We start from the raw sequence: 21,372 nt of genomic DNA, 5'->3' as shown, positions 1-21,372 counted from the left end.
ACCCTGTTGCTGGCAAGCCCGGCGGCCGGCCGCACCCTGTCGGCCGCGGCAACGCCCGCGCTGGCGAAGCTGCTCGCAAAGATGCGCGGAGACGTCGCCGCGGCAGTCAATACGGTGAAGCCGGTCTATGCCCGGCGGCGTCCTTTCCTGGTCGATGATGATCCGGTGTGCCAGCCGCGTGCGGCGCTGGAACCCAGCTTCGACCATCTCTCGGGGCATACGGGTTGGGGCACCTCGGTTTCGCTCATCCTGGCCGAACTGATCCCCACGCGGGCCACGGCCTTGCTGGCGCAGGCCCGCGACTATGGCGACAGCCGCGTGATCTGCGGCGCGCACAATGCCAGCGCGGTCGCGGCAGGCCGGCAGGCCGCCGCCGCTGTAATTGCGCGATTACATGGTGACGCGGCCTTCCGCCACGATCTCGACATCGCGCGCCAGGAACTCGCTCGCGAACCGGAGTGAAGGGGGAGGGCGAACGCTTCCTGTTTGGAAACGGCCGACGGGAAGGCCGGCCCGTTCTTCACAAGGATGGTATTTGGGAAGGTGATTGGCGCTCATTTCACCGAATGTCAGTTTTCGAAGTCGATGTCAGCGGATTGCCCGTGGCGATGTCAGCGCCAAGCCGGCGATGTGTCGTGCGGCTTCTGCCGCGCCGTCTTCTCTGGCAATGATCGTTGCCGCCCGGCGTGCTGCATCCGCTATCGCCGGATCAGTCAATATGTGCGACACGATGTTTGTGGCTTGTCCGACTTTGAACCTGTCGCGATGGATCGTGGCACCCACATCACCCCCCTTTAATCGTGCAGCATTGTCGAATTGATCGCCGAAGTGGGGAACGGCGATCTGTGGGCGTCCCGCACGCAATGCCTGTCCAGTCGTCCCGATGCCGCCATGATGAACGATGGCAGATGCACGGGGGAAAACAGCCGAGTGTGGCGCATAATTCATGATGAGGCAGTCGCCATCGCGACGCGGTGGTCCCGGTTGCCCGGTCAGCAGCACCGCTCGTCTGCCGAGGGCACGGCTGAGCGCAGCCGCCTCATCATAGAACCGGCCGGCCGAAGCGACCGCGAACGATCCCAGGGTGAAGACGAGCGGCGGAGGACCATCGTCGAGGAAGGTTTGAATTTCGACGGCCAGTTCGTCATCGGCGCCGCTCTCGCTGTCGAAGAAGGGAAAGCCCGTCAGGATCGCGTGACGGGGGGCATCAGGTGGAAGCTTGCCCAACGCCTGCGACCAGCAGCATATGAAAGCAGCTGTGACCGGCCCATGATCCAGCATGGGGGCACCTTGGCTGGGAGGAAGACCGTGTGCGGCACGGACATCATCGATCTGCCGGGCGTGACGCCGACGCAGGGCGATGCGCGCGAGGGCGTAGAATGTCCGGTTCCAGCCCCGACCGATGGCGGTGCGCGGCCGATGCCGCATGATCTCGAACCGTGGCGCCACGGGAGGCTGCCACGCCGAGAACAACGTCATGGGTTGAAGCACGACAGACGCCAGAGGCAGGCTACGCTTTTCCGCGACAATCTCGGAGGCAAGCGCGAAGACCGAACCGGCGATCACGTCGGCATCCGCCGATAATTCGTCCAGCGCTGCCGTGCTCGATCGAAGAGACGGGATGAGGATCTGGTCGACGACGAAATTCGTGTCTTCGAGAACCCTGCCCGCCGCCTCTTCCGGACTCATGCCCAGACGTGCGCAGATGTCGGCGTAGCCTGGCAGGATCGGCGCGGCATCGAGGCCGGCGGCACGGACCTTGGCGACGCCGTCTTCGGGCACCGCCAAAAGGACGCGGTGACCCTGCGCGATCAAAGCTCGACCGATCGCTATGAACGGGTGCAGGTCTCCGAGTGAGCCGATCGTGACCAGAACAACGCGAGCCATCAGGACATTTCCTCCAGCGCAGGCGTAACCGGCATCGTATCCAGTAGAAGCGCCAGTTCCCGATAGAGGGTTGATCGTCCAAGCCCGAGTTGCTTCGCAGCCTGCGCGGGACGGACAGCCGCTTCGACCAGTTTCAGGGCGGAGGCGAGTTTGTCGGTATCCAGCGTCGGCCGTCCCGGCACCTCGCCGCCTGCGCAGGCAGCGGCGATGCCTTCGCGCGTGCGCTCCAAGATCAGCCGGCGTTCAAAATGCGCGATGGCACCGAAGACGTGGAACACCAACTCGCCAGCGGCCGACAACGTATCCAGGCGCACCTCCAGCGATCGGAACGCCAGACCGCGGGCCTTGAACATGTCGCTCGTCTCCAGCAGTTCCTTCAGCGAACGGCCGAGCCGATCGAGGCGCACGACGCAGAACGTGTCTCCAGCATCTCAGAGTCGTCCGCGGATCGTCACACCGAAGGTTCGCGGCGCACCGGGATAGCCCTGCAAAATGCCCGTCGACTTGGTCACGCCGAGCAGGTTCACATAATAGGCCTTGTCGAGCAGGTTCTCGACCCAGAGCTGAACGTCCAGCCGCTTGTCGTCCAGCAACAGGCCAACCCGAGCGGAGGTCAACGCGTAGCCGGGAATTTCCGCCGCCGGGTCGAGCGTGATCGTCGTGTTCTGTCGCGTCCGCCAATTGACGTCGACCAGACCATAGACGGCCGTGCGGTCGGAGACCCGATGGGTATAGTCGGCCGTCAAGTTGGCGGTCCATTTAGGTGCCCAGGCCACCTGGCGCCCGGTCAGGTCACACGTCGTCGCGCTCGACTGCGCCGGGCAGACCGAATTGGCGAAAGAAGCGTAGACTGCGCGATTGTAGGCCAGAAAGCCCTTCAGATGCAGCGGGCCCATAAACGCTTCACCTTCGCCCTCGACACCCTCGGACACCAGTGCACCGACATTGGCCAGGAACTTGGTCGCGGTGTTGCCGACGCCGATCGACTGGTTCGCCTGATAGTTCTTCACATAGGTATGGAAGGCCGTCAGGTTGAAGATCAGCCGGCGATCGAACCACTCGGTCTTGATCCCCGCCTCGATATTGTCAGCCTGTTCGCCGTTGATATGCTGGCCCGCGCCCAGCGCGATCGCGGTGGCGATGCCCTTGTCGGGGTTGGTCGCATTATAGGGGAGGAGGTTGAACCCCTTGGACTTGTAGCCGCGCGCGGCGGTGACGTAGAACATGACGGTCGGCACCGGCTTGAAGTTGACGCCGACCTCGCCCGACAGCGACGTGTCGGTGATGGCGTCGGCCGCCGAGCCGAGCTGGGCGTTCGCGCCGCTGGGCGACAGGGCGAGAAGCTGGTCCGTGTTCAGGCCGCCACGATTGGCGATGACGCCGTCATAGCGCATCCGCTTTCGCTCCCAGGTCTGGCGCAGGCCCAGGTCGAAGGCCAGGCGGCGCGCGTCATCGGGATGCCAGGTCGCATGGCCGAACACCGCGCTGGTCTTCGTATTGAACACCGCATGGCTGTCGAACCCGGCCCCGGTCAGCGCCGTGGCCCATCCGCCCTTGCCCCACATCAGGCCGTTGGCGGAGTTGGTCCCGAACAGCGTCGCGTTCGGATTGCCGGCCCAGAGATGATATTGCGACCCGAACCGGATGCGCGAATCCACGTCCAATTGCTGGCGCGAGAAGAAGCCGCCGATCAGCCCCTCCAGCGGATGGCCGGTGGTCGAGGCCCAGCGCACTTCCTGCGACCATTGCTGCACCCGGTTGCACGAGCCATAGTCGCGGATCGCATCCAACTGCGTATAGTCGTTGTCGTTGTTGGTGAAGCAGGACCAGCGGCTCCACGCGCCGATCGACGTAATCGTGCCCAGCGCGTGAAGGTCCAGATCCTGTTGCAGGCTGAGTGCGTCGGTCCTGGTCTGGGCGTTGAGCGGGGAATCGATATTCATCTCCCGCTTTTCCTTGGAACTGACGAGCAGCGTATAGCCCCCCGCCGCCATGCGCGCCTGTAATGCCGCAGGGTTGTATATGCCGAGCGTGATCGGCCCCATGGATGGGAAATCCTGGGTCGCATGGGTGCCGATCAGGCGGATCGTCCAATCCTCGGTCGGGTTCGCGAGCACCTGCGCGCGCACGCCCTCGCCAGCCCGAGCATTCTGCCAGCCACCATTGTAGATGTTGTGGTAATAGCCATCGGTCCCACTGGCAAAGGCCGAGATGCGCAGCGCCAGCTTGCCGTCGACCAAGGGGCCCGTCACGCTGCCCTTGATCTGGCGGAAGCCCTGGTTGCCGATGGTGAATTCGGTCGCGGCACCGAACTGGTAGCTGGGCTTGAGCGTGTTGATCAGGACCGCGCCCGCCGTGGTGTTCTTGCCGAACAACGTCCCCTGCGGCCCTCGCAGCAACTCGACATCGGCGATGTCGTTGAAGTCGTTGGACACCATGCCCAGCCGGGCATTGTAGACGCCATCGACGAACACACCGACCGAGGCATCGATGCCATCGGTGTTGAAACCGTTGTTGCCGATGCCGCGAACGCCGAGGTTCAGCTGCTTCGGGTTGGTCAGATAGACCGAGAAGGACGGAAACTTGGTCTGGAAATTGGTGAAGTTGACCAGATTTTGCCGCGCCAGTTCCTGCGGTGTGATGACGGTCACCGGAATCGGCACCGACTGGACATGCTCGTCCCGACGGCGCGCGACGACGACGACATCGCTTTGGCCAGTCTCCGTCGCCTGGGCATCGGCCTGCTCGCCGGTTTGGGCGGCGGCAGTATCGGCTGCGGCGGCGACCTGCGCATGAAGCGGCAAAGCCCAGAAGGCTCCACCCGTCAGCAGCATGGACGCAACCATCCGGCTTGTGCGGCCGCGGCCGCGCAAAGTGTTCGATATCATTTACGATCCCCCCGGGCAGATGATCTGCTCGCAATTCCGGCGGCGATAAGCAGGGGCAAAGTCACTTTCATGACATTTACCCGGTCGGTTTCATGACACTACCGCCGGATCGCCGAGATTTCCCAACTTGCGCAGCGCAACGCGACGAAAGCTTCTGGCGGGGCGTCGAAATCGGACCTATGCGGTCGCCATTCTTCGTTCGGGGGTTGCAGTTCCATGGCATCTCGCGTCACGCGTCGACAGATCATCGGGGCGCCCCTCGTGGTCGCGCCCTTCGTCATCGCCCCCGGCAGCATGGCGCTGATGCGCGGGCCGGCGGAGGCGATCTTCTCGTTCGGCGTGGCATCGGGAGAGCCCCGGCCAGATGGGGTCGTACTGTGGACCCGCCTCGCCCCGCAGCCCCTCGATCCGCTGGGCGGCATGGGCCGCGCACGGGTGCCGGCGCGCTGGGAAGTGGCCGAGGATGCGCACTTCCGCCGCATCGTGCGCGCAGGCGAGGTACGGAGCGGACCCGAGGACGGGCATAGCCTTCATGTCGAGGTCGGTGGCCTGCGTCCGGGCCGCGACTATTATTATCGCTTCCAGGCACTGGGCCAGGTCAGTGCGGTCGGCCGCACGCGTACCGCACCCGCCCCGGACGCCGCCGTCGATCGGATGCGCATCTGCTTCGGATCCTGCCAGAAATACGAGGTCGGCCATTACGCCGCGTGGACCCATGCGGTGGCGGACGATCCCGACCTGATCCTGTTTCTGGGCGATTATATCTACGAGGGGGCGCCGAACCCCAAGGCCTTGCGCCCGCACGTCAATCCCGAGCCGTTCGACCTGCCCGGCTACCGGGCGCGCTATGCCAGCTACAGGCTCGACCCGCTGCTCCAGGCAGCGCATGCCGCCGCGCCCTGGATGTCGATCTGGGACGATCACGAGGTTGCCAACGACTATGCCGGTCGCTGGGACCAGCGCTATGGCGATCCGGCGACATTCCTTGCCCGCCGGGAGGCGGCCTATCAGGCCTATTGGGAATTCATGCCGCTGCGACGCGCCTCGCGCCCCGATGGCCCTTGGGCGCGGCTGTATCGTCGTCTCGACTGGGGGCGCTTGGCGCGCATCGCCCTGCTGGATGACCGGCAGTATCGCGACGACCGCCCATGCCAGCCCGCGCCGGACGCGAACGGCAGGCGCGACTATGACTATCTGGTCGCTGACTGTCCCGCGCGCCACGACCCGAAGCTCAGCATGTTGGGCAAACGGCAGGAACATTGGCTGGACGGCGAATTGACCGGACGGCGTGCGCGCTGGAACCTGTTGGCCCAGCAGACGCTGATGACGCCCTTTCGGACGATCGACCCCAAGCAGCCCGACAAGGGAGCGGCGTTTCACTCGGTCGACCGCTGGGAGGGGTTCCCGGCCGCCCGTGACCGTATCTTCCGTCGCTGGGTTCAGGCGGGGACGCCGAACCCGATCGTGCTGAGCGGCGACATCCACGCCTTCGCCGCTTCCAACCTGCACGATCCCGCCCGTCCGGACGGGCAGCCAATCGCCTCGGAGTTCGTCGGCGGCTCGATCACCTCATTGAACGAGGACCCGCTGTTCAAATCGACCGCCGCGCGGACCCCGGGCTTTCACTTCGCAGAGAATTTCGTACGCGGTTACGGCCGGATAGACCTGACGCCCGCGCGATGCGACGTAACCTTCCGCGGCCTCGACAATCCGCGCGACCCGCGATCGACGGCCCTCGATCTGGCACGCTTTTCGGTCGAGGCGGGGCGCCCCGGTTTGACCAAGGCGTAAGCCAATGGGGGGAGCCTGATGGCCCGGTAGGTTGTGTCGCGGGTGAGATGAAGGGGTGGTTCTTTAATTGGATCCCGGCGTTTGATGATGCATCATCGGCACAGGATTGGTGCCACGGCGTCGGGCTGCCGCCCAAGGTCGCCGCCAACGTTTAGCGGGCGCATCGAAGGACGGCTATTAAACAGGCTCAGGACAGCAACCGCCAGCGCGTCGATTAGCTTGCGCCAAGGGTCACGATCAACTGCGGACGCATCTTGCCAATCTTCATAGCCGCATACAACTTTGCCGCCGCATCAAGATGTTCAGCGGCCTCACAGCCTGAGAATATATCGCCAGAATTTGACCGGCCAGCCATCCCGGCGGTGGCAGGCGAGGCGGAGCCACGGCCGGCGGCTTGGTTGAGCGAGCAAGCTTCTTCTATCCCGCCAATGGGTACTTGCGAACCATCGCGCCAAGCCCGTGCCGATAGCCGACCCGGATCCACGGATATGCGGCTATCCGCTGATCAGCGCGCCCATGCGCAGCAGGCCCCAATAGAGCAAGCCGGACAGCGTCATCGCCGCAGGCAGCGTCATAACCCAAGCCAGAGCCATGTTTCGCACCGTTCGTGTCTGCAGGCCGGCCCCGTTTGCGACCGACGCTCCGGCGACGCCCGACGACAGGATGTGCGTGGTCGAGACGGGCAGGCCGAAGCGTTCCGCAAGCAGGATAGTCGATGCCGCGACGAGTTCCGCAGAGGCGCCCATGCCATAGGTCAGGTGGGTCTTGCCGATGCGCTCGCCGACGGTCACGACGATGCGCCGCCAGCCGACCATCGTGCCGAGGCCGAGCGCCAGCGCGACCGCGACCTTAACCCAGAACGGGATGTACCGCGTGCCTTGCTGCAACCGATCGGCGTAGGTGCCGACGGCGTCGACCTCGGCCGCGCTCATGGCGCGTCGCGCGCCTTCGTCCTTCTTCACCAGCGTGGCGCTGTCGAGAACGAGATACATGTCGTTGCGCAAATTGGGTGTCGCCGCGGCGGGAACCTTGCCGAGCGAGCCATAGGCCGCGATCCGCTGCGAGACGTCGTCGGACAGCGTCGCCAGTGCGGCATAGGTCGTGGGCGCTGCAATGCGTCGGTCGCGCAGTGTCTGCGTAAGCGTGGCGCGAGCGCCATCGACCGATATCGTCGTCCCTCGCGCCGGGCGCCGGAACGCCTGTTCCGCGTTGTCGGATGCCTGGACGAAGGCCGGCGTCGCGCTTTCCGGAACCGTGCGGTTCAGCGCATAGGCCGTGGGCGCGATACCGATCAGGATGAGCATGATGAGCCCCATGCCCTTCTGCCCGTCGTTGCCGCCGTGCGCGAAGCTGACTGCGGTGCAGGTGAAGATCAGTAGCGCACGGATGCCGCGCGGCGGTGGCCGGTCTGCAGCCGGTTCGCGGTACAGCGCCGGGTCGGGCGCGAGCCGCTTCAAGACGAGCAGCAGGATGAACGCCGCGACGAAGCCGAGCAGCGGGCTAAACAGTAGCGCTGCCAGCACCTTCTGCGCCTGACCCCAATCGACGCCCGACGTGCCGCCGGGGCCACCCGACAGCAGTTGGTTGGCGAACCCCACGCCGAGGATCGATCCGATCAGCGCGTGACTGGAGGAGTTGGGCAGGCCCACATACCAGGTGGCGAGGTTCCAGCCGATCGCGGCGAAAAGCAGCGCAAAGATCATCGCGTAGCCAGCGGTACTGCCGACGTGCAGGACCAGGTCCACCGGCAATAGCGTGACGATCGCGTAGGCGACCGCACCGGACGACAGCATCACACCGAGGAAGTTGAAGACCCCGGACCAGACGACCGCCAGCGGGGCGGGCATGGCGTTGGTATAGATCACCGTCGCCACTGCGTTGGCGGTGTCGTGGAAGCCGTTCACGAACTCGAAACCCAACGCGATGACGAGCGCCAGCGCGAGGAAGGCGAAGGCACCGAGCGCGAGTTGCTCGCCGACCTGTTGGGTGTCGGTCAGAATACTGACACCGGCGTAGGCGAGGCCGCCAGCGAGGAGGGCGGCGAAGACCCAGCGTCCCGCTGGATGCAGGTTGCCGTCCAGACGATGGGGTGTGTCCGTCTCGCCCGGGGGCAGGGCGGGGGGCGTGAGCGCTATCATGACCGCGCTATCCCCGCCCGCTGCGACAGTTTCGTGACAGCACGTCACTCATCATCGGCTATTACATGGGCATCCGGTCCCAGCGTCGGCGATGCGATGAGGTGCATCTGAACCTGGCCTATCGCTGGCTCTGCGGGTTGGGGCTGGACGGCGACGTGCCCGCCCAATCGACCTTTTTGAAGAACCGTCACCGGCGCTTCCCCGACAGCGACCTGCTGCGCCGGCTGTTCGAGATGACGGTCGCGCGCTGCATGGCCGAGGGGCCGGTTGGCGGCGAAGGGTTTGCGGTCGATGCCAGACGGATCCGCGCGGAAGGCTATGACATCGGGGACGCGCCGACAGCACCATCAGTGCCGTTTCTATCTAGAGGAGTAATGTCATTTGTTTTTAGCGCTTACAGTTCGTGTTTCCGCAATTTAGAAAAGACATAGTCGTCGCCAGATTGGGTTGACGCCCCCGCTGATGCGATACCCCTCGGCTCCTCAACCCGGACCCGCTGCGCCAGGAGCGGGCTCGGTCAACCCGGTTTCAGGCGGCCCGGCCTTTCCCAAAACTCCATGTCCGATGGCGCATTTCGGGAAAAGGCAATTGGGAACATATTTCGGGAAAACGCGCCACCTGAGCGGCCCACAGCGCACTCGTCGGCGTGCCATCGTGCCGGCCGACCTTCCCAATCGGGAAGCTGATCGATCATGGTGCCAAGGAGATCAGCCACCAATCCGGCATTGCTCCAATACGGATGGTGGAAGTGCCAGAGCCCACCCCCGCAGTAATGATGGTTGTACGCTTGCCGTCGCGAACGATCCCGCACCGATAGCGAGGATTATAGAGCCGTCGCCAATGGTCCTTGGGCGCATGCATCACCAGCGGTCCAATCAGAGGCAACACGACTTGTCCGCAATGGGTGTGGCCAGTGAGCACAAGCGGCAGGTTATTCGGCAAGTCAGGAACCAGATCGGGTGAGTGGGTCAAGATTATTGGCATCCCTCCCGCCCGCCGCATCTGCGTAAGAGAAGCCCTGATGTCATCGTGACCCGAAAAGCGATCACCTATCCCGACGACGGCGAAAGGTCCAAGCCTGACCGCCTTGTTCTCAAGAACGGTGACGCCGGCCCGCATCAATGCCGTGCGTACCGTCAAGGCAGCGGTCCAATAATCGTGATTTCCAAGAACTGCGACAACGCCAAGCGGCGCGCTCAAACGAGCGAGCGGCACGGTCAGGCCTTCGGCACGCTCTGTCGCACCCTGCGCATCATGGCCCGTTACAAAGTCGCCAGCCAAAAGGATCATGTCAGGCCGAGTAGCTTCCACTTGCTCCACGATCTTGGCCAGCCGTGTCGCTGTCATCCCGCTGTTACCCAAATGAATGTCGGCAAGAAGCGCGACCCTGATGGGATCAGTATCGCGGGCTAGGCCAGGCACATGAAGCGTAACCCGACGGACGATCGGCATAGATCGGGAGTTGTGGAGCCCGTGACGTGACCCCGGTCTTTCATCCAGCGGCAACCAGAGACCGACCGTGGTTTTCGCGCATAAGCGCAGGTGAAGCAACGGGCGGGGTTAACCCCGCCCGTTGCTGTTCGAGCCCGGCAGCGAAGGCTGCCGGAGTGGCGTAGCCGAGCGAGGAGTGCGGACGCTCGTTGTTGTAGTCGTCGACCCAGCGGGCCAGAATCGAGCGGGCCTGACCGATGGTGAAGAACAGCGTCTCGTTGAGCAGCTCGTCGCGCATGCGACCGTTAAAGCTCTCGACGAACCCGTTCTGCGTGGGCTTGCCCGGCGCGATGTAATGCCACTCGATGCGGGCATCGCCGGACCAGGCGAGCACCGCGTTCGACGTCAGTTCGGTCCCGTTGTCGCTGACGATCATCTTCGGCCTGCCACGCTCGGCGATCAGATCGGCCAGCTCGCGCACGACCCGCCGGCCCGAGATCGACGTGTCCACCACCGCCCGAAGGCATTCGCGCGTGACGTCATCGACGATGTTGAGCACGCGGAACCGACGGCCGGTCACGAGCTGGTCGTGGACGAAGTCCAGACTCCAGCGCTGGTTGGGAAGCGCCAGCACTGACGCGGGCGCACGGCTGCCTGTGGCGCGCCTTCGTCCCTTCCGGCGCCTGACCGTCAAACCCTCCTCACGATAGAGCCGCTGGGTCTTCTTGCGGTTGATCGTGATGCCGTCCCGGCGCAGCAGGATGTGCAGACGCCGATAGCCGAACCGTCGGCGTTGCTGCGCCAGCTCGCGCAGCCGCGACCGCAGGTCGCCATCATCCGCCCGGCACGAGCGATACCGCATGCTCGTGCGGTCTGCCCCAACGACCGTGCATGCCCGCCGCTCGCTCATCCCCAGCGTCGCCTGGAGATGCGCGACCGCTTGCCGCTTCGCGGCGGGCGTCACCACTTTTTTGACAGCAGGTCTTTCAACCCCGCATTGTCCAGCATCGTGTCCGCCAGTAGCCGTTTGAGCCGGGCGTTCTCCTCTTCGAGCGACCGCAGGCGCTTTGCGTCGGACACCTCCAGGCCGCCGAACTTCGCCTTCCACGCATAGTAAGTCGCGCTCGACATCCCGTGCTTGCGGCACAGCTCCGTCACCACCGCACCCGCCTCGGCCTCCTTCAGGATGCCGATGATCTGCTCTTCCGAAAACTGCTTCCGCTTCATTCCGTCCGTCCCTTTAAGGAGACGGTCTCTACTTCCAGTTGGATGAAGAAACGGGGGTCACGTCACCAAACTCGCGGCATGACAACATCGGTTTAAGCTTAACTTCGCCGCGAACCTGTCCAGGAAGGCGGGACCACCTCAATCATCCGAATGGCTGATGCCTGAACCTGCGATATGGGAATCCCAGCACCCGTGCTTTGGACGAGGCACGTCGCTTGTGTCCCAGGTCGAATGGGTAACCGTTCGAACAAAAACGCTTCACACCGACCAAATGGCTGCCCGATCATGTGGGGCAAGCCCATGTCTGCCCCGCCACAATCGTCTGTTCTCCTTCCCGATGGATGGAACCCGGGACGCGTAGGGTCGTTGCTGAGCGTCGGTCAGTTCATTCTACAGGCCGACGAAGAACGATCGAGGCTAAGTAAATGATTGACAGTGATAATATCGGTTACACTTTATCCAAAAGTGTATCAGGAGGCAAGCTGTTAATCGTTTCGGCCACCTTTCCTGGTTACCTGACTCAGGATTGACCTCAGCGTCGCCGCTGTGAGCGTGCCGGCATTTGTGACTATGGGACGGAGTATCGGCAGATACGGTCGGATCAAGCGTTTGCGGGGGGGTATCTGAAGTGAATACGATCGGCATTGATCGTGCGCGGGATAATAGGCCCTGCCACCCATCGGGCCTCTCTTCGCAGTTGCTGGGCGGGGAAGGCGGAGCAACTCGCTCTTCGCGCCACATGCGGGACGCGATTTCCCGCTCCTCCGGACCGACAGCGCTGGTATAGATGGCTGTCGTCTTGATGTCCGCATGTCCCAGCCACCGCTGAACCAACGTCAGCGGTACGCTTGCCTGGATCGCCCGCACGCCAAAGCCGTGGCGCAATCCCTTGGGACTGGCATAGCTTCCCCGGACCATCGCATCGCTCATGACTTCGCAGATCCGGCGATATCCGGTCATGCGCGACCAAGGCCACAGACGATCATTCGTCCCCTCAAGCGTTTTAAACCAACGCTTTAGGGCTTTCAGATAGGAAGCGGGAAGCGGTACGGCTCGATATACACGTTTCCCCCGTTTCTTCAGGCAACGGATGACGACGTGCTTCGCTTCGAAGTCGATACTGTCCTTCGTCATGGCCAAGGCTTCCGATATGCGGCAGCCGGTAAAGGCCATCATGCAACAGAATGTCTTGATGTCGGTGCTGCATGATCCGGCAGTATGGACGAACGCATCTATTTCCTGAGAAGTGAGATACTTACGTTGGCCATAGTGGTTGTAGATCGCCGCGGGCATGGTCTCCGTTCCCTGTGCAGGACTGCTTTCCGAGGAACAGGTTAAAGTCATTGCGTTACCATAACGTCTCTCCCGGGCGGCTGATACACTTTTGGATATACGGTAACAGATTCAGTGGTTCGATCCCGACCGCTGCCAAGCTGGGGGTTGCCGATGTCTTTGCGTGCAAAAAGTGGGAGGCAGTCGGCAACCACCTGTGGCACGCTATGCTCGCCGATCCAGCCGGATCGTTACGCCGCGCATTTTCAGTTCCGTATCGGAAATTATCCGCACCTTTTGTCCGCTTATGGCAGCGCGACGGCTGATGCCGTGGTGTCGGCGGTATGCGATCGGCTGGCGCAGGTCGTGCGAAATGATGGTTCGATCGAACGGGTCGCGGCCGATTTGATAGAAATCCGCCTCCTTTCGCTGCCCACCCTTGGCGCCGAACCCGATGGATCGGCCTGTGAGGCATGGGTCGGCGATGTGTGCGAAACCTTGCCGACCGTTCCGTTCGAAGCCGCCGCTGGTCCCGTCCATCTCTGGCTGTCCGGGCGCTGGCGTCTGGCAAGCGACGGAGCAGAGTTCGGAGAATGGTGCTTTCCCTTTGTCGGTGCGTCCCCCGGCCAAGGCGATTGGGGTGCCCGGTATCGTAGGGACATGGCGCTGGCGTCGCGCGTTCTGGCAACGCTCGAACCGTCCGGCATCAATGATCCGGATGGCGATTTGCAGTTGTGCTGGCGAGTAGTGTCTAACGTGGAAGACGGGCGCGTCGCCTATTTCGAGACATTGGCGCGGCTGCTCGACCGGGATGGTGCACTTTCTGCGGCCGATGACTGGATATTGGCGCTCGAACGGACCGGGATGGTGCGTCTGTTGGACCGCCATATGGTGCGACAAGTCCTGACCGATCTGGAGCAGGCGCCGGACGAGGTGAGCCTGGCGGTCAAGCTGTCCGCGCTGAGCCTATGTGTCGATCCCTGGTGGGCGGATGTGATGGCGCGGCTGTGCGCCCGACCGAATGTCACCCGGCGACTGTTGATCGAGATTACCGAGACCGCTGCCGTGCCAGACATTTCGCGTGCGATTGCGTTGGTCGACCAGCTCCGCCGACTGGGATGCCGGATCGTGATGGACGATTTCGGGGCCGGTCACGCTTCGATCCCTCAGGTGCTCGCCTTCGCACCGAATATCGTGAAGGTGCATCGCATCTTCCTATGGCGGGCAGGCACGTCTTCACGCGACCAGTTGCTCTTTGCGCGGCTCTCCGCGCTGGCGGCATCGCTGGGTTCCATCGTGGTGGCGAAAGGCGTGGAAACGCCTGAGCAGAGTCGAATTGCCCGGGATGCCGGTGCGCTGTGGCAGCAGGGCTATTTTTGGGGGCGGCCATCCTATTGTCGGCCCTGGCGACAAACATGGCGTCATTCGCTGGCAGTCCTCGACCGGCCGACCAGCCGGTGCCGTCCGGCAAGCCTGTGTTTTGCGGTCGGGCAATGAGGGCCGCGCAGGTTCCGGATCGCTGGGCGGTGCGATGGCTTCGGTCGACCGAGGTCGTATCATCGTCATATGGGAAAGTAGTTGATGCAAGGGGGCGGCCATGACGGATGTCAAGCATCGGTTCATGATAGAACAAGATCGAGTTTTGGGTGAAGAATCGTTCCGGATTGGTGATGATCTCCAAGATGCCTTGTCATTTTTCCGTGGAGTGCTTTTCGCGGTATCTTTGTCGGTCCCGTTCTGGGTTGCCGTCGTATTTTGGTTGGCATGAATAACAACGTCCATGGCTGCGGTGACAGTGGCCATTTGTCCAAGACGCATCGAAAGGAATAGGTATGTTGGTATTGGCCACTAAATCGTTGATCGCGGCGTCCGCCATCATCTCGCTGGCAGCCGCCGCGCCGCCCACGGCAAGGAAAGCGGCGCGCGTTGGTGCCAAGGTCGGTGCGCAGTCGGGCGGGGCGACTGGCACGGCGGGGGCAGGCAGTGCTGCAGGGGCAAGCGGTGTGGCGGGCGGTGGCCTGCTGACCAACACGCTGTTCCTTGCCGCCCTGGGGGGTGTGGCAGCGACAGGCGCGATCATCGCGGTTGCTGCCGGAGACGATGATCGGCCGGTCAGCCCGGCATCGTGATCCGCGCCTAACGGCGAACATAGACCACTTCCATTGAAGTAGGCCCAGATCCGTAGCGCCGGTTCTGGGGAGGGGAACGCACGTGCTAAATTCGGCTCAACGTTCAATGGGCTATATAGAGGAACCGGCGATTGTCGACGCGCCGGGATGGGGCGGCGCCATGTTATCCGCCAAGCCCATTCGCTTCGTGTTTCTGGGTGGAAAGTTGTGCCTGGCGGATGCCATCGCCTTCCTTGCGGTTTTCAGCCTGTCCGCAACGATTGGCGGGGCGGTCCATCCGCATCTACTGTGGATACTGGGCGCCATCTACTTCGCCGTCGCGGTCTATGGAGCCGCTTATTCGCCCGCGATCGCCGCCGACGCAGTACGTAGCACGCAGCGGGCGTGGCTTGCGCTGCTCATCACCTTCTGCGCCGTGGGGACCTTCGCAATGCTGGAGGGGCGGTCGATCGACCACGTGTCCTCGGCTTTGCTCCCCTCCCTGACCGGCCTAGCCTGCACTTTGGGCGTGGCGCGTACCGCGCTGGCGCTGATGTTAGGGTCTGCCTGGTGGAGTGAACGATCGGGGCGGCACCGCACGATCCTGCTCGTCGATGGCGATGCAAGCCCGTTCACCCCGATGGACGGTTTGGTGATCGACGCCGTCCGGCACGGTCTGCGCGCCGATGTTCATGATCCCGACGTTCTGGAGCGGCTCGGCGCGCTGGCAGGCAGGGCCGACCGGCTGGTCGTTTCCTGCCCGCAGGATCGTCGCGCCGCCTGGGCGGCTGCATTGCGCGGCGCCAATGTCCCGGTGGAACTGCTGGTCGAGGAAGTCGCGTCGCTGGCTCCCATCGGCGCGGGCAGCTTCCATGGACAGGCGACGCTGAAGGTGGCGGGCGAACCGCTGTCGTTCAGCGACCGCATCACCAAGCGGCTGTTCGACATCGTGGTGGCTGGGACCGGCCTGCTTCTGCTGACCCCGTTCCTGCTGTTCACAGCGCTGGCGATCCGGCTCGACAGTCCCGGCCCGGCGTTGTTCCGTCAGCCGCGCATCGGTCGGGGTAACCGACAGTTTCGGATGCACAAGTTTCGCAGCATGCGTGTCGATACGCAGGATCTTTCCGGCAGCCGGCTGACCCAGGGGCGCAGCGACGATCGCGTGACGCGGATTGGCCGGATCATCCGATCCACCAGCATCGACGAACTGCCGCAGCTGATCGACGTGCTGCGCGGGGACATGAGTATCGTCGGACCCCGGCCTCATGCGCTGGGCGCGAAGGCTGGCGACAAGCTCTATTGGGAAGTCGACACCGCTTATTGGCACCGCCATGCCGTCAAACCCGGCATGACCGGACTGGCGCAAGTCCGCGGCTTCCGAGGCACCACCTTCGTCGACGCGGATCTCCAGAACCGGCTCGACGCAGACCTCGAATATCTTCGCGACTGGTCGCTGGGGAAAGACATCAAGATCGTCTTCCGCACCGTCATGGCTCTAGCCGGCCGATCGGTCTTCTGACCGCCTCCTTCAACGCCCGCCCGGCGCACCGGGCAAGCTTTCGCGCGCCAATCACGAGCAGGGGTTTCTTGTAATGCACATTGCTGTTTTCGGTCTGGGCTATGTCGGCCTCACGGCGACGGCTTGTCTCGCCAGGGATGGCCACAAGGTGAGCGGTATCGAGGTCAACGAGGCCAAGGTTGCCGAACTCAATGCGGGCGGATGCCCGATCACCGAACCGGGACTGCATGAACTGCTCCGCAAGGGGCGGGAAGACGGCCTTCTCAGCTATTCCCAAAGCGCGGCCGGCGTCATCAACGAATGCGACATGGCCATCGTCTGCGTCGGTACGCCGAGCGGCCCCGACGGATCGCACAATATGACCTATATCAGCGAGGTCAGCCGCCAGATCGCCAGCGCCGTCACGTCGAACCGCCCGAGTCCGCTGACCGTCGTGTATCGCTCGACGATCCGCCCCGGAACGCTCGATACGTTGATCAGCCCCATCTTCGAGGCCGAACTGGGCGACCGGCTGAACGACGCCGTCGAGCTGGTCTACAATCCCGAATTCCTGCGCGAAGCGACCGCGATCGAGGATTATTTCCACCCGCCCAAGATCGTCATCGGTACCGTCGACGGGAAGCCCTCGGCCAATATGACGGCGTTGTACCAGGGGATCGACGCGCCCCTGTTCGTGACGCGGTTCCGGGAAGCCGAATTCACCAAGTTCGTCGATAATACCTGGCACGCGGTCAAGGTGACCTTCGCCAACGAAGTCGGTCGCACCGCCGTCAAACTCGGCATCAGCGCGCGCAAGGTCCACGAAATCTTCGTGTCGGACACCAAGCTGAACATCTCGCCCTATTATACCCGACCCGGCGGCGCGTTCGGCGGTTCCTGCCTCCCCAAGGATGTGCGCGCACTGCAATATATCGCGGCGGATGTCGGATCGCATACCGCGATGATCGATTCCATCATCCGGTCGAACGAAAGCCACAAATATTTCCTGTTCGAATATGTGCAGGAACATGTCCGTCCAGGCGGCAAGGTTCTGCTCGCCGGGCTGTCGTTCAAGGCGGAAAGCGACGATCTGCGCGAGAGCGCCAATGTCGACCTTGCACGCAAGCTGCTGGAGGCTGGCTACCAGCTTTCGGTCTATGACCCCGTGGTGGTCCCCGCGAAGCTGATCGGGCAGAATCTGGGCTATGCCTATAGCCAGATCCCTGCGCTCAACAGCCTGTTCGTTCCCCGCGACGTCGCGGAAACAGAGGATTGGGATCTCGCCATCGATACGGTCGGGCTGATCGCCGACCTGAAGGTCAATGCGCGCAAGCATGTTAGCACCAACCGGCTGCCGTGATGGTCGACGCACTTCCAAAGGTCATGGACTGTCTGCCGAGCGACCGGCCGTTGCGCGTGGCGGTCGTCTATAGCCGGTTGCCCTTTCCCATGATGCGCGGCGATCAACTGACCGTCGCGCATCTCCTCAGTTTCCTTGCTGCAAGGGGGCATCAGGTCGATTTCTACACGCTGGCGAAGCATGGCGAGGTCTCGCGGGTCCAGCGGGACTGGCTGAACCGCGCGTGCCGCCATGTCCGCATTCATTCGCACGGGATCGGTCAGATGGCGCGCGGGCTGATCGAGGGGCTGTTCCGCCGCGAGCCGGTGCAGGTCGCCATGTTTCGCAACCGCTCACTGACGCGGGAAGTGAAGGCGAGGGTGCAGGCGGGCGAGTATGACGTCGTCTACTGCTATTATATCCGGAGTGCGCATGCGGTGCCCCATGCGCTGACCCGTGTCGGTCGCCCGGAGGATGCGCGTGCGCCCGTCTCGTTCTTGGCGATGCAATTGTCGCAGTCGCTCAATTCCCGACGCATATTCGAGAATGAGCGTCATGCCATCAAGCGACTCCTGTATCGCATCGAAACGGCGCTGTGCGAACGCTATGAGGCGCGCATTTGGCAGCGCTTCAATCGAGCGGTGCTGATCGGCCCCGCCGACGTCGCCACGGTCGAGGCTGTTTGTATAGCGCAGAAGCAGCGCCCGATCGACAATTGGGTTTATGGCGCACACGGCACCGACCTGACCCGGTATCGCCCGGCGATGGCCGCGGAGGTGGTTGCCGGTCGGATCGTCTTCTCCGGGTCCATGCTCTATCAGCCCAATGTTCAGGCGGTGCTGTGGTTCGTCGATCAGTGCTGGCCGATCGTGCGCACTGCTGTTCCTGGCGCCACGCTGATCATCCAGGGGCGCGATCCGACCGCGGCCATTCGCGATCTCGACGGTCGCAATGGGATCACCGTCACCGGTACGGTGCAGGACGTGGGGCATTTCATCCGTTCGGCAACGGTCTGCATCAATCCGATGCGTGCAGCCGGCGGCATGCAGAACAAGCTGATCGAATATATGGCCTGTGCCAAGGCGACGGTGGCCACCTCGATCGCGAACGAGGGCATCATGGCGCCGGACGATACGCTGCGCATCGCCGACGATGCCGATGGCTTTGCCGCAGCCGTAATCGCGCTGCTGTCCGATCCGGACCAGGCGATGGCGCTGGGGGCCGCCGCGCGCGCCTTCGTCGCGAGGCACTGGACGTGGGAAGCCCATTTCCTCAAGCTCGAAGAGGCATTTTACGACAGCCTGCGCCAGGAAGTGACGGCGGTAGCGCCGACCCTGTCCGGTGCGGGGATCGCGGGTTGATGTCGCAAGCCATGGGGGCGGCCTGGGACGGACGTGCGGTCATGTCGGTGGCGGCGCCCGATATGCTGGCGCGGATGACGCTCGCGGCGGCGCTGGTGCTGTGCTGCCTGCCCTATCTCGTCTTTGGGCCCATCGCCGCGCCATCGCAGGTGCAGCCCTGGGCAGCGCTGCTGTGCTGGGCGTTCCTCGTGCACCGGCTTTTGACCGCGACGTTGCGCGTCACCGGATTCCACCTGCTCGTGCTGTGCTTCGCCTTGTGGTTCATGCTCTATGTTTCCGAACCCGGCTCGGTTGGCCTCGACTATTATCTCCGCCGCTCGGCCAGTTTCGTCATCTGCTGGGCGATCCTGGTCGCCGCCACCTATGTGTCGCCGTCCTTGTTGTGGCGGGTGCTGGCGTTAACCTTGCCGTTGTGGACCATGTTCGCGCTGCTGGGATTTGTCAGCAAGGGGGCTTATCTGGCCGTCACGCGCCCGCTGGTTCCGACCGCTAGCGGCATCCTCGGAGGACGCGGCGCCACCAGCCTGGCACCGGAAGCCACCGATTTCGGCTTTACCATGGCGTTCATGCTGTTGCTGACGTTGGTAACGCGCAAGGCGCTGTCGCGCGAGGGAGCGGTAGTGCCGGTCTGGCCTGTGGGCCTTGCGCTGTTGAACGTGCTGCTGTCCCAATCCGGCTCGGGCTTCTTTGCGGTGATGGTGCTGGGCGGACTATGGTATCTCACCCAGCGCACGGCGGGGCGGGGGAGCCTGTGGCCGCGCTATCTAGTCGTTGGGCTTACGGTCCTGGCCGCATTGTTCCTGATCGGTACCATTCCCGAAACGGGCATTCGTGGCGTTGACCTGATCTTGTTGACGCTGCGCTCCCCAATGGGCTTGTTGGACACGACATTGTCCTATCGCATCGTTCAGAATGCCGTCGGCATCCTCGGCATGATGGACTCGCATGGGCTCGGCTATGGGGCGGGCGCATTCCTCAAGCTGGGGGGGGCGATCTATGCGCGGCACGACCTCGACACCTTCTTCGGGCTGACCGGTTATTACGCGACCAGCGTTCCGCTGAGCTTCAACGGATCGCCGCTGGCCTATTTTCCGGTGCTGTTCCTGGAGTACGGCCTGGTCGGCCTGGCATTCGCGGTGCTCCTGTTCCGCACGGTCGCCCTGTCGGGCATATCGTTTCGGCCACTCTGCCTCGCGATGATGTTCATGACGTGGGTGCAGAGCTTTCCGGCGGCCTATCCGCCCTTCTGGCTGCTGATCGGGCTGGCGCTGAACCCCGGTTTCTGGATCGCTCCGGCCCGGCAAGGCGGTGTGGCATGAGCGGTGTATCCACCAGCGCGACGGCGCGCTTCGGTTATGTCGCCGGTCTGGATGGGCTCCGGTTGCTCGCCGTCGCGATCGTCATCGTCGCACATTACCGTCTGCTGCCGAATGTTCCGGGCGGATTTGGCGTCTCGATCTTCTTCTTCATCAGCGGTTTCCTGATCTCGCGCCTGCTGTTGGCCGAGGAAAAGACCCATGGTCGGATCGCGCTCGGCCGGTTCTATATCCGACGGCTCATCCGGCTGTTGCCGCCGCTGCTTTTGATGGGCGTGGTCGCCGTTCCGCTGCTCGTGTGGATCGATCCTGCCGGTTTTTCCTGGTCACAACTGCTCCTGTCCTTCGCCTATCTCGGCAATGTCCAGAAGATCGGTGCGCGACTATTGGGATGGGATGCTGGTTATGACGCGCTGGAGCCGCTCTGGAGCCTGGCGGTCGAGGAGCATTTCTACCTGCTCCTGCCGCCGGTGTTGCTGTTCGTGCGAAGGGGGACAAGCCGGATCATCCTGCTGGCTGCGATACTGAGTGGAGCGCTGGCGTTGCGCATGGCCGTCTCATGGATGGCACCGCAGCAGGCCGACAACATCAACTACAACTTCACCCTGACCCGGATCGACGCGATCGGCTGGGGCGTGTTTTTGACGCTGCTCCTCGATGCCGGTGTGCTGCGCGTCTCGTGCTTCGAACGACGTGCCTATTGGCTGCTGTGGGGCGGGTCGGCCGCCATGATCGCGTCGCTGGTCCACTGGGCCGATTGGTATGAGGTCGCGTTCAAATATACGCCGCAGAGTATCGCGATCGGCGTGGCTTTCTGCGGGCTGATCTTTCCTGAGCGAACGCTATGGGCGCGTCGGATCGCCGAGTGGCCGACCGTCCGCTACCTCGGCCGGATCAGCTACGAACTCTATCTCTGGCATTTCCCGATCTATTTCGTCGTGGGGCATTTCCTTCCCGCGCCCTTTCCACGGGCGCTCCTGTCCCTCGTCCTCACTGCAGCCGTTTCGACATTGGCCTATTCGGTCACGACGCAGCGACTGGGCCCTCTTAGGAAACGTTATGGTAGTCACCCCGTTTGATGCCGGGCGGCGGCAATCGCCCCGCATCATCGCCCTT

16 protein-coding genes and 2 pseudogenes are annotated in these 21,372 nt (G+C 63.4%); 11 read left to right on the top strand and 7 right to left on the bottom strand.

All coding sequences use genetic code 11. The annotated features are described in order from the left end of the window. The first annotated feature begins 6 nt into the window (after nt 1-6). Nucleotides 7-462, top strand: a complete 456-nt coding sequence (locus QE379_RS13395) for a phosphatase PAP2 family protein (RefSeq protein WP_307001161.1) — start codon at nt 7-9, stop codon at nt 460-462. Nucleotides 463-588: 126 nt separating this feature from the next. On the opposite strand, the gene QE379_RS13390 is transcribed toward QE379_RS13395, so the two are convergent. The 3 genes and pseudogenes from QE379_RS13390 to QE379_RS13380 form a co-directional block, all read right to left on the bottom strand. Then, nucleotides 589-1,887: a glycosyltransferase gene (locus QE379_RS13390; protein WP_307001160.1), complete on the bottom strand. Its 1,299-nt coding sequence runs from the start codon at nt 1,885-1,887 to the stop codon at nt 589-591. Then, nucleotides 1,887-2,312: pseudogene (locus QE379_RS13385) on the bottom strand (recombinase family protein); the annotation flags it as partial. The pseudogene QE379_RS13385 and the gene QE379_RS13390, both read right to left, overlap by 1 nt. Nucleotides 2,313-2,318: 6 nt before the next feature. Further along, entirely contained in the window at nt 2,319-4,721 is a 2,403-nt protein-coding gene (locus QE379_RS13380) for a TonB-dependent receptor (protein WP_307001158.1), read from the bottom strand. A 270-nt stretch (nt 4,722-4,991) separates the two neighbouring features. Here QE379_RS13380 and QE379_RS13375 point away from each other — a divergent pair, with 270 nt between their 5' ends. Next, complete coding sequence (locus tag QE379_RS13375) at nt 4,992-6,566, top strand: alkaline phosphatase (RefSeq protein ID WP_307001156.1); 1,575 nt, start codon at nt 4,992-4,994, stop codon at nt 6,564-6,566. A 494-nt stretch (nt 6,567-7,060) separates the two neighbouring features. Here the strand turns inward: QE379_RS13375 and QE379_RS13370 are convergent, their stop codons facing one another. Continuing rightward, a complete protein-coding gene (locus QE379_RS13370; RefSeq protein WP_307001154.1) occupies nt 7,061-8,704 on the bottom strand; it encodes an inorganic phosphate transporter in 1,644 nt (547 codons plus the stop codon). A 47-nt stretch (nt 8,705-8,751) separates the two neighbouring features. Between QE379_RS13370 and QE379_RS13365 the strand changes: the two are divergent. Then, nucleotides 8,752-9,018: pseudogene (locus tag QE379_RS13365) on the top strand (transposase); the annotation flags it as partial. A gap of 376 nt (nt 9,019-9,394) precedes the next feature. On the opposite strand, the gene QE379_RS13360 reads toward QE379_RS13365, so the two are convergent. The 3 genes from QE379_RS13360 to QE379_RS13350 all read right to left on the bottom strand — a co-directional run bounded on the left by QE379_RS13360 (nt 9,395) and on the right by QE379_RS13350 (nt 12,655). Further along, nucleotides 9,395-10,126 (bottom strand): metallophosphoesterase, encoded by a 732-nt coding sequence (locus tag QE379_RS13360; protein ID WP_307001151.1) that lies wholly within the window; start codon nt 10,124-10,126, stop codon nt 9,395-9,397. A gap of 70 nt (nt 10,127-10,196) precedes the next feature. Further along, nucleotides 10,197-11,362, bottom strand: a protein-coding gene (locus tag QE379_RS13355) for an IS3 family transposase (RefSeq protein ID WP_373461696.1) whose coding sequence is annotated in 2 segments (ribosomal slippage) — nt 10,197-11,101 and nt 11,101-11,362 — 1,167 coding nt in all. Because the reading frame shifts where the segments join, the coding sequence is not laid out codon by codon here. A 417-nt stretch (nt 11,363-11,779) separates the two neighbouring features. Next, nucleotides 11,780-12,655: a site-specific integrase gene (locus QE379_RS13350; RefSeq protein WP_307001148.1), complete on the bottom strand. Its 876-nt coding sequence runs from the start codon at nt 12,653-12,655 to the stop codon at nt 11,780-11,782. 153 nt (nt 12,656-12,808) lie between these two features. On the opposite strand from QE379_RS13350, the gene QE379_RS13345 reads away from it, so the two are divergent. The 8 genes from QE379_RS13345 to QE379_RS13310 all read left to right on the top strand — a co-directional run bounded on the left by QE379_RS13345 (nt 12,809) and on the right by QE379_RS13310 (nt 21,335). Further along, nucleotides 12,809-14,131: an EAL domain-containing protein gene (locus QE379_RS13345; RefSeq protein ID WP_307001145.1), complete on the top strand. Its 1,323-nt coding sequence runs from the start codon at nt 12,809-12,811 to the stop codon at nt 14,129-14,131. 100 nt (nt 14,132-14,231) lie between these two features. Then, nucleotides 14,232-14,402 (top strand): hypothetical protein, encoded by a 171-nt coding sequence (locus QE379_RS13340; protein ID WP_307001143.1) that lies wholly within the window; start codon nt 14,232-14,234, stop codon nt 14,400-14,402. A 73-nt stretch (nt 14,403-14,475) separates the two neighbouring features. After that, complete coding sequence (locus tag QE379_RS13335) at nt 14,476-14,763, top strand: hypothetical protein (RefSeq protein WP_307001141.1); 288 nt, start codon at nt 14,476-14,478, stop codon at nt 14,761-14,763. Between the two features lie 160 nt (nt 14,764-14,923). Next, a complete protein-coding gene (locus QE379_RS13330) occupies nt 14,924-16,261 on the top strand; it encodes a sugar transferase (protein WP_307001140.1) in 1,338 nt (445 codons plus the stop codon). Between the two features lie 73 nt (nt 16,262-16,334). Next, entirely contained in the window at nt 16,335-17,600 is a 1,266-nt protein-coding gene (locus QE379_RS13325; protein WP_307001138.1) for a nucleotide sugar dehydrogenase, read from the top strand. Between the two features lie 23 nt (nt 17,601-17,623). Further along, entirely contained in the window at nt 17,624-18,940 is a 1,317-nt protein-coding gene (locus tag QE379_RS13320; RefSeq protein ID WP_307001135.1) for a glycosyltransferase, read from the top strand. Continuing rightward, nucleotides 18,940-20,259 (top strand): hypothetical protein, encoded by a 1,320-nt coding sequence (locus QE379_RS13315; protein WP_307001133.1) that lies wholly within the window; start codon nt 18,940-18,942, stop codon nt 20,257-20,259. The genes QE379_RS13320 and QE379_RS13315 overlap by 1 nt, the downstream gene beginning before the upstream one ends. After that, nucleotides 20,256-21,335 carry an acyltransferase gene (locus QE379_RS13310; protein ID WP_307001130.1) on the top strand — a complete coding sequence of 360 codons (1,080 nt, stop codon included), beginning with the start codon at nt 20,256-20,258 and terminating at the stop codon, nt 21,333-21,335. Before QE379_RS13315 ends, QE379_RS13310 begins: the two co-directional genes overlap by 4 nt. Nucleotides 21,336-21,372: the final 37 nt, after the last annotated feature.

It is taken from the genome of Sphingomonas sp. SORGH_AS_0879 (assembly GCF_030819175.1).
In the GTDB taxonomy this organism is placed as follows: Bacteria; Pseudomonadota; Alphaproteobacteria; order Sphingomonadales; family Sphingomonadaceae; genus Sphingomonas.
Note: the sequence above shows the minus strand (reverse complement) of the source record. Positions and strands in the feature narration are given on the sequence as shown.

Coding starts and splice junctions, on each gene's coding strand:
- QE379_RS13350 (WP_307001148.1), bottom strand. CDS start 12,655: ATGCCCGCGGCGATCTACAACCACTATGGCCAACGTAAGTATCTCACT.
- QE379_RS13375 (WP_307001156.1), top strand. CDS start 4,992: ATGGCATCTCGCGTCACGCGTCGACAGATCATCGGGGCGCCCCTCGTG.
- QE379_RS13320 (WP_307001135.1), top strand. CDS start 17,624: ATGGACTGTCTGCCGAGCGACCGGCCGTTGCGCGTGGCGGTCGTCTAT.
- QE379_RS13325 (WP_307001138.1), top strand. CDS start 16,335: ATGCACATTGCTGTTTTCGGTCTGGGCTATGTCGGCCTCACGGCGACG.
- QE379_RS13370 (WP_307001154.1), bottom strand. CDS start 8,704: ATGATAGCGCTCACGCCCCCCGCCCTGCCCCCGGGCGAGACGGACACA.
- QE379_RS13380 (WP_307001158.1), bottom strand. CDS start 4,721: ATGCTGCTGACGGGTGGAGCCTTCTGGGCTTTGCCGCTTCATGCGCAG.
- QE379_RS13340 (WP_307001143.1), top strand. CDS start 14,232: ATGACGGATGTCAAGCATCGGTTCATGATAGAACAAGATCGAGTTTTG.
- QE379_RS13345 (WP_307001145.1), top strand. CDS start 12,809: ATGTCTTTGCGTGCAAAAAGTGGGAGGCAGTCGGCAACCACCTGTGGC.
- QE379_RS13390 (WP_307001160.1), bottom strand. CDS start 1,887: ATGGCTCGCGTTGTTCTGGTCACGATCGGCTCACTCGGAGACCTGCAC.
- QE379_RS13310 (WP_307001130.1), top strand. CDS start 20,256: ATGAGCGGTGTATCCACCAGCGCGACGGCGCGCTTCGGTTATGTCGCC.
- QE379_RS13330 (WP_307001140.1), top strand. CDS start 14,924: ATGTTATCCGCCAAGCCCATTCGCTTCGTGTTTCTGGGTGGAAAGTTG.
- QE379_RS13315 (WP_307001133.1), top strand. CDS start 18,940: ATGTCGCAAGCCATGGGGGCGGCCTGGGACGGACGTGCGGTCATGTCG.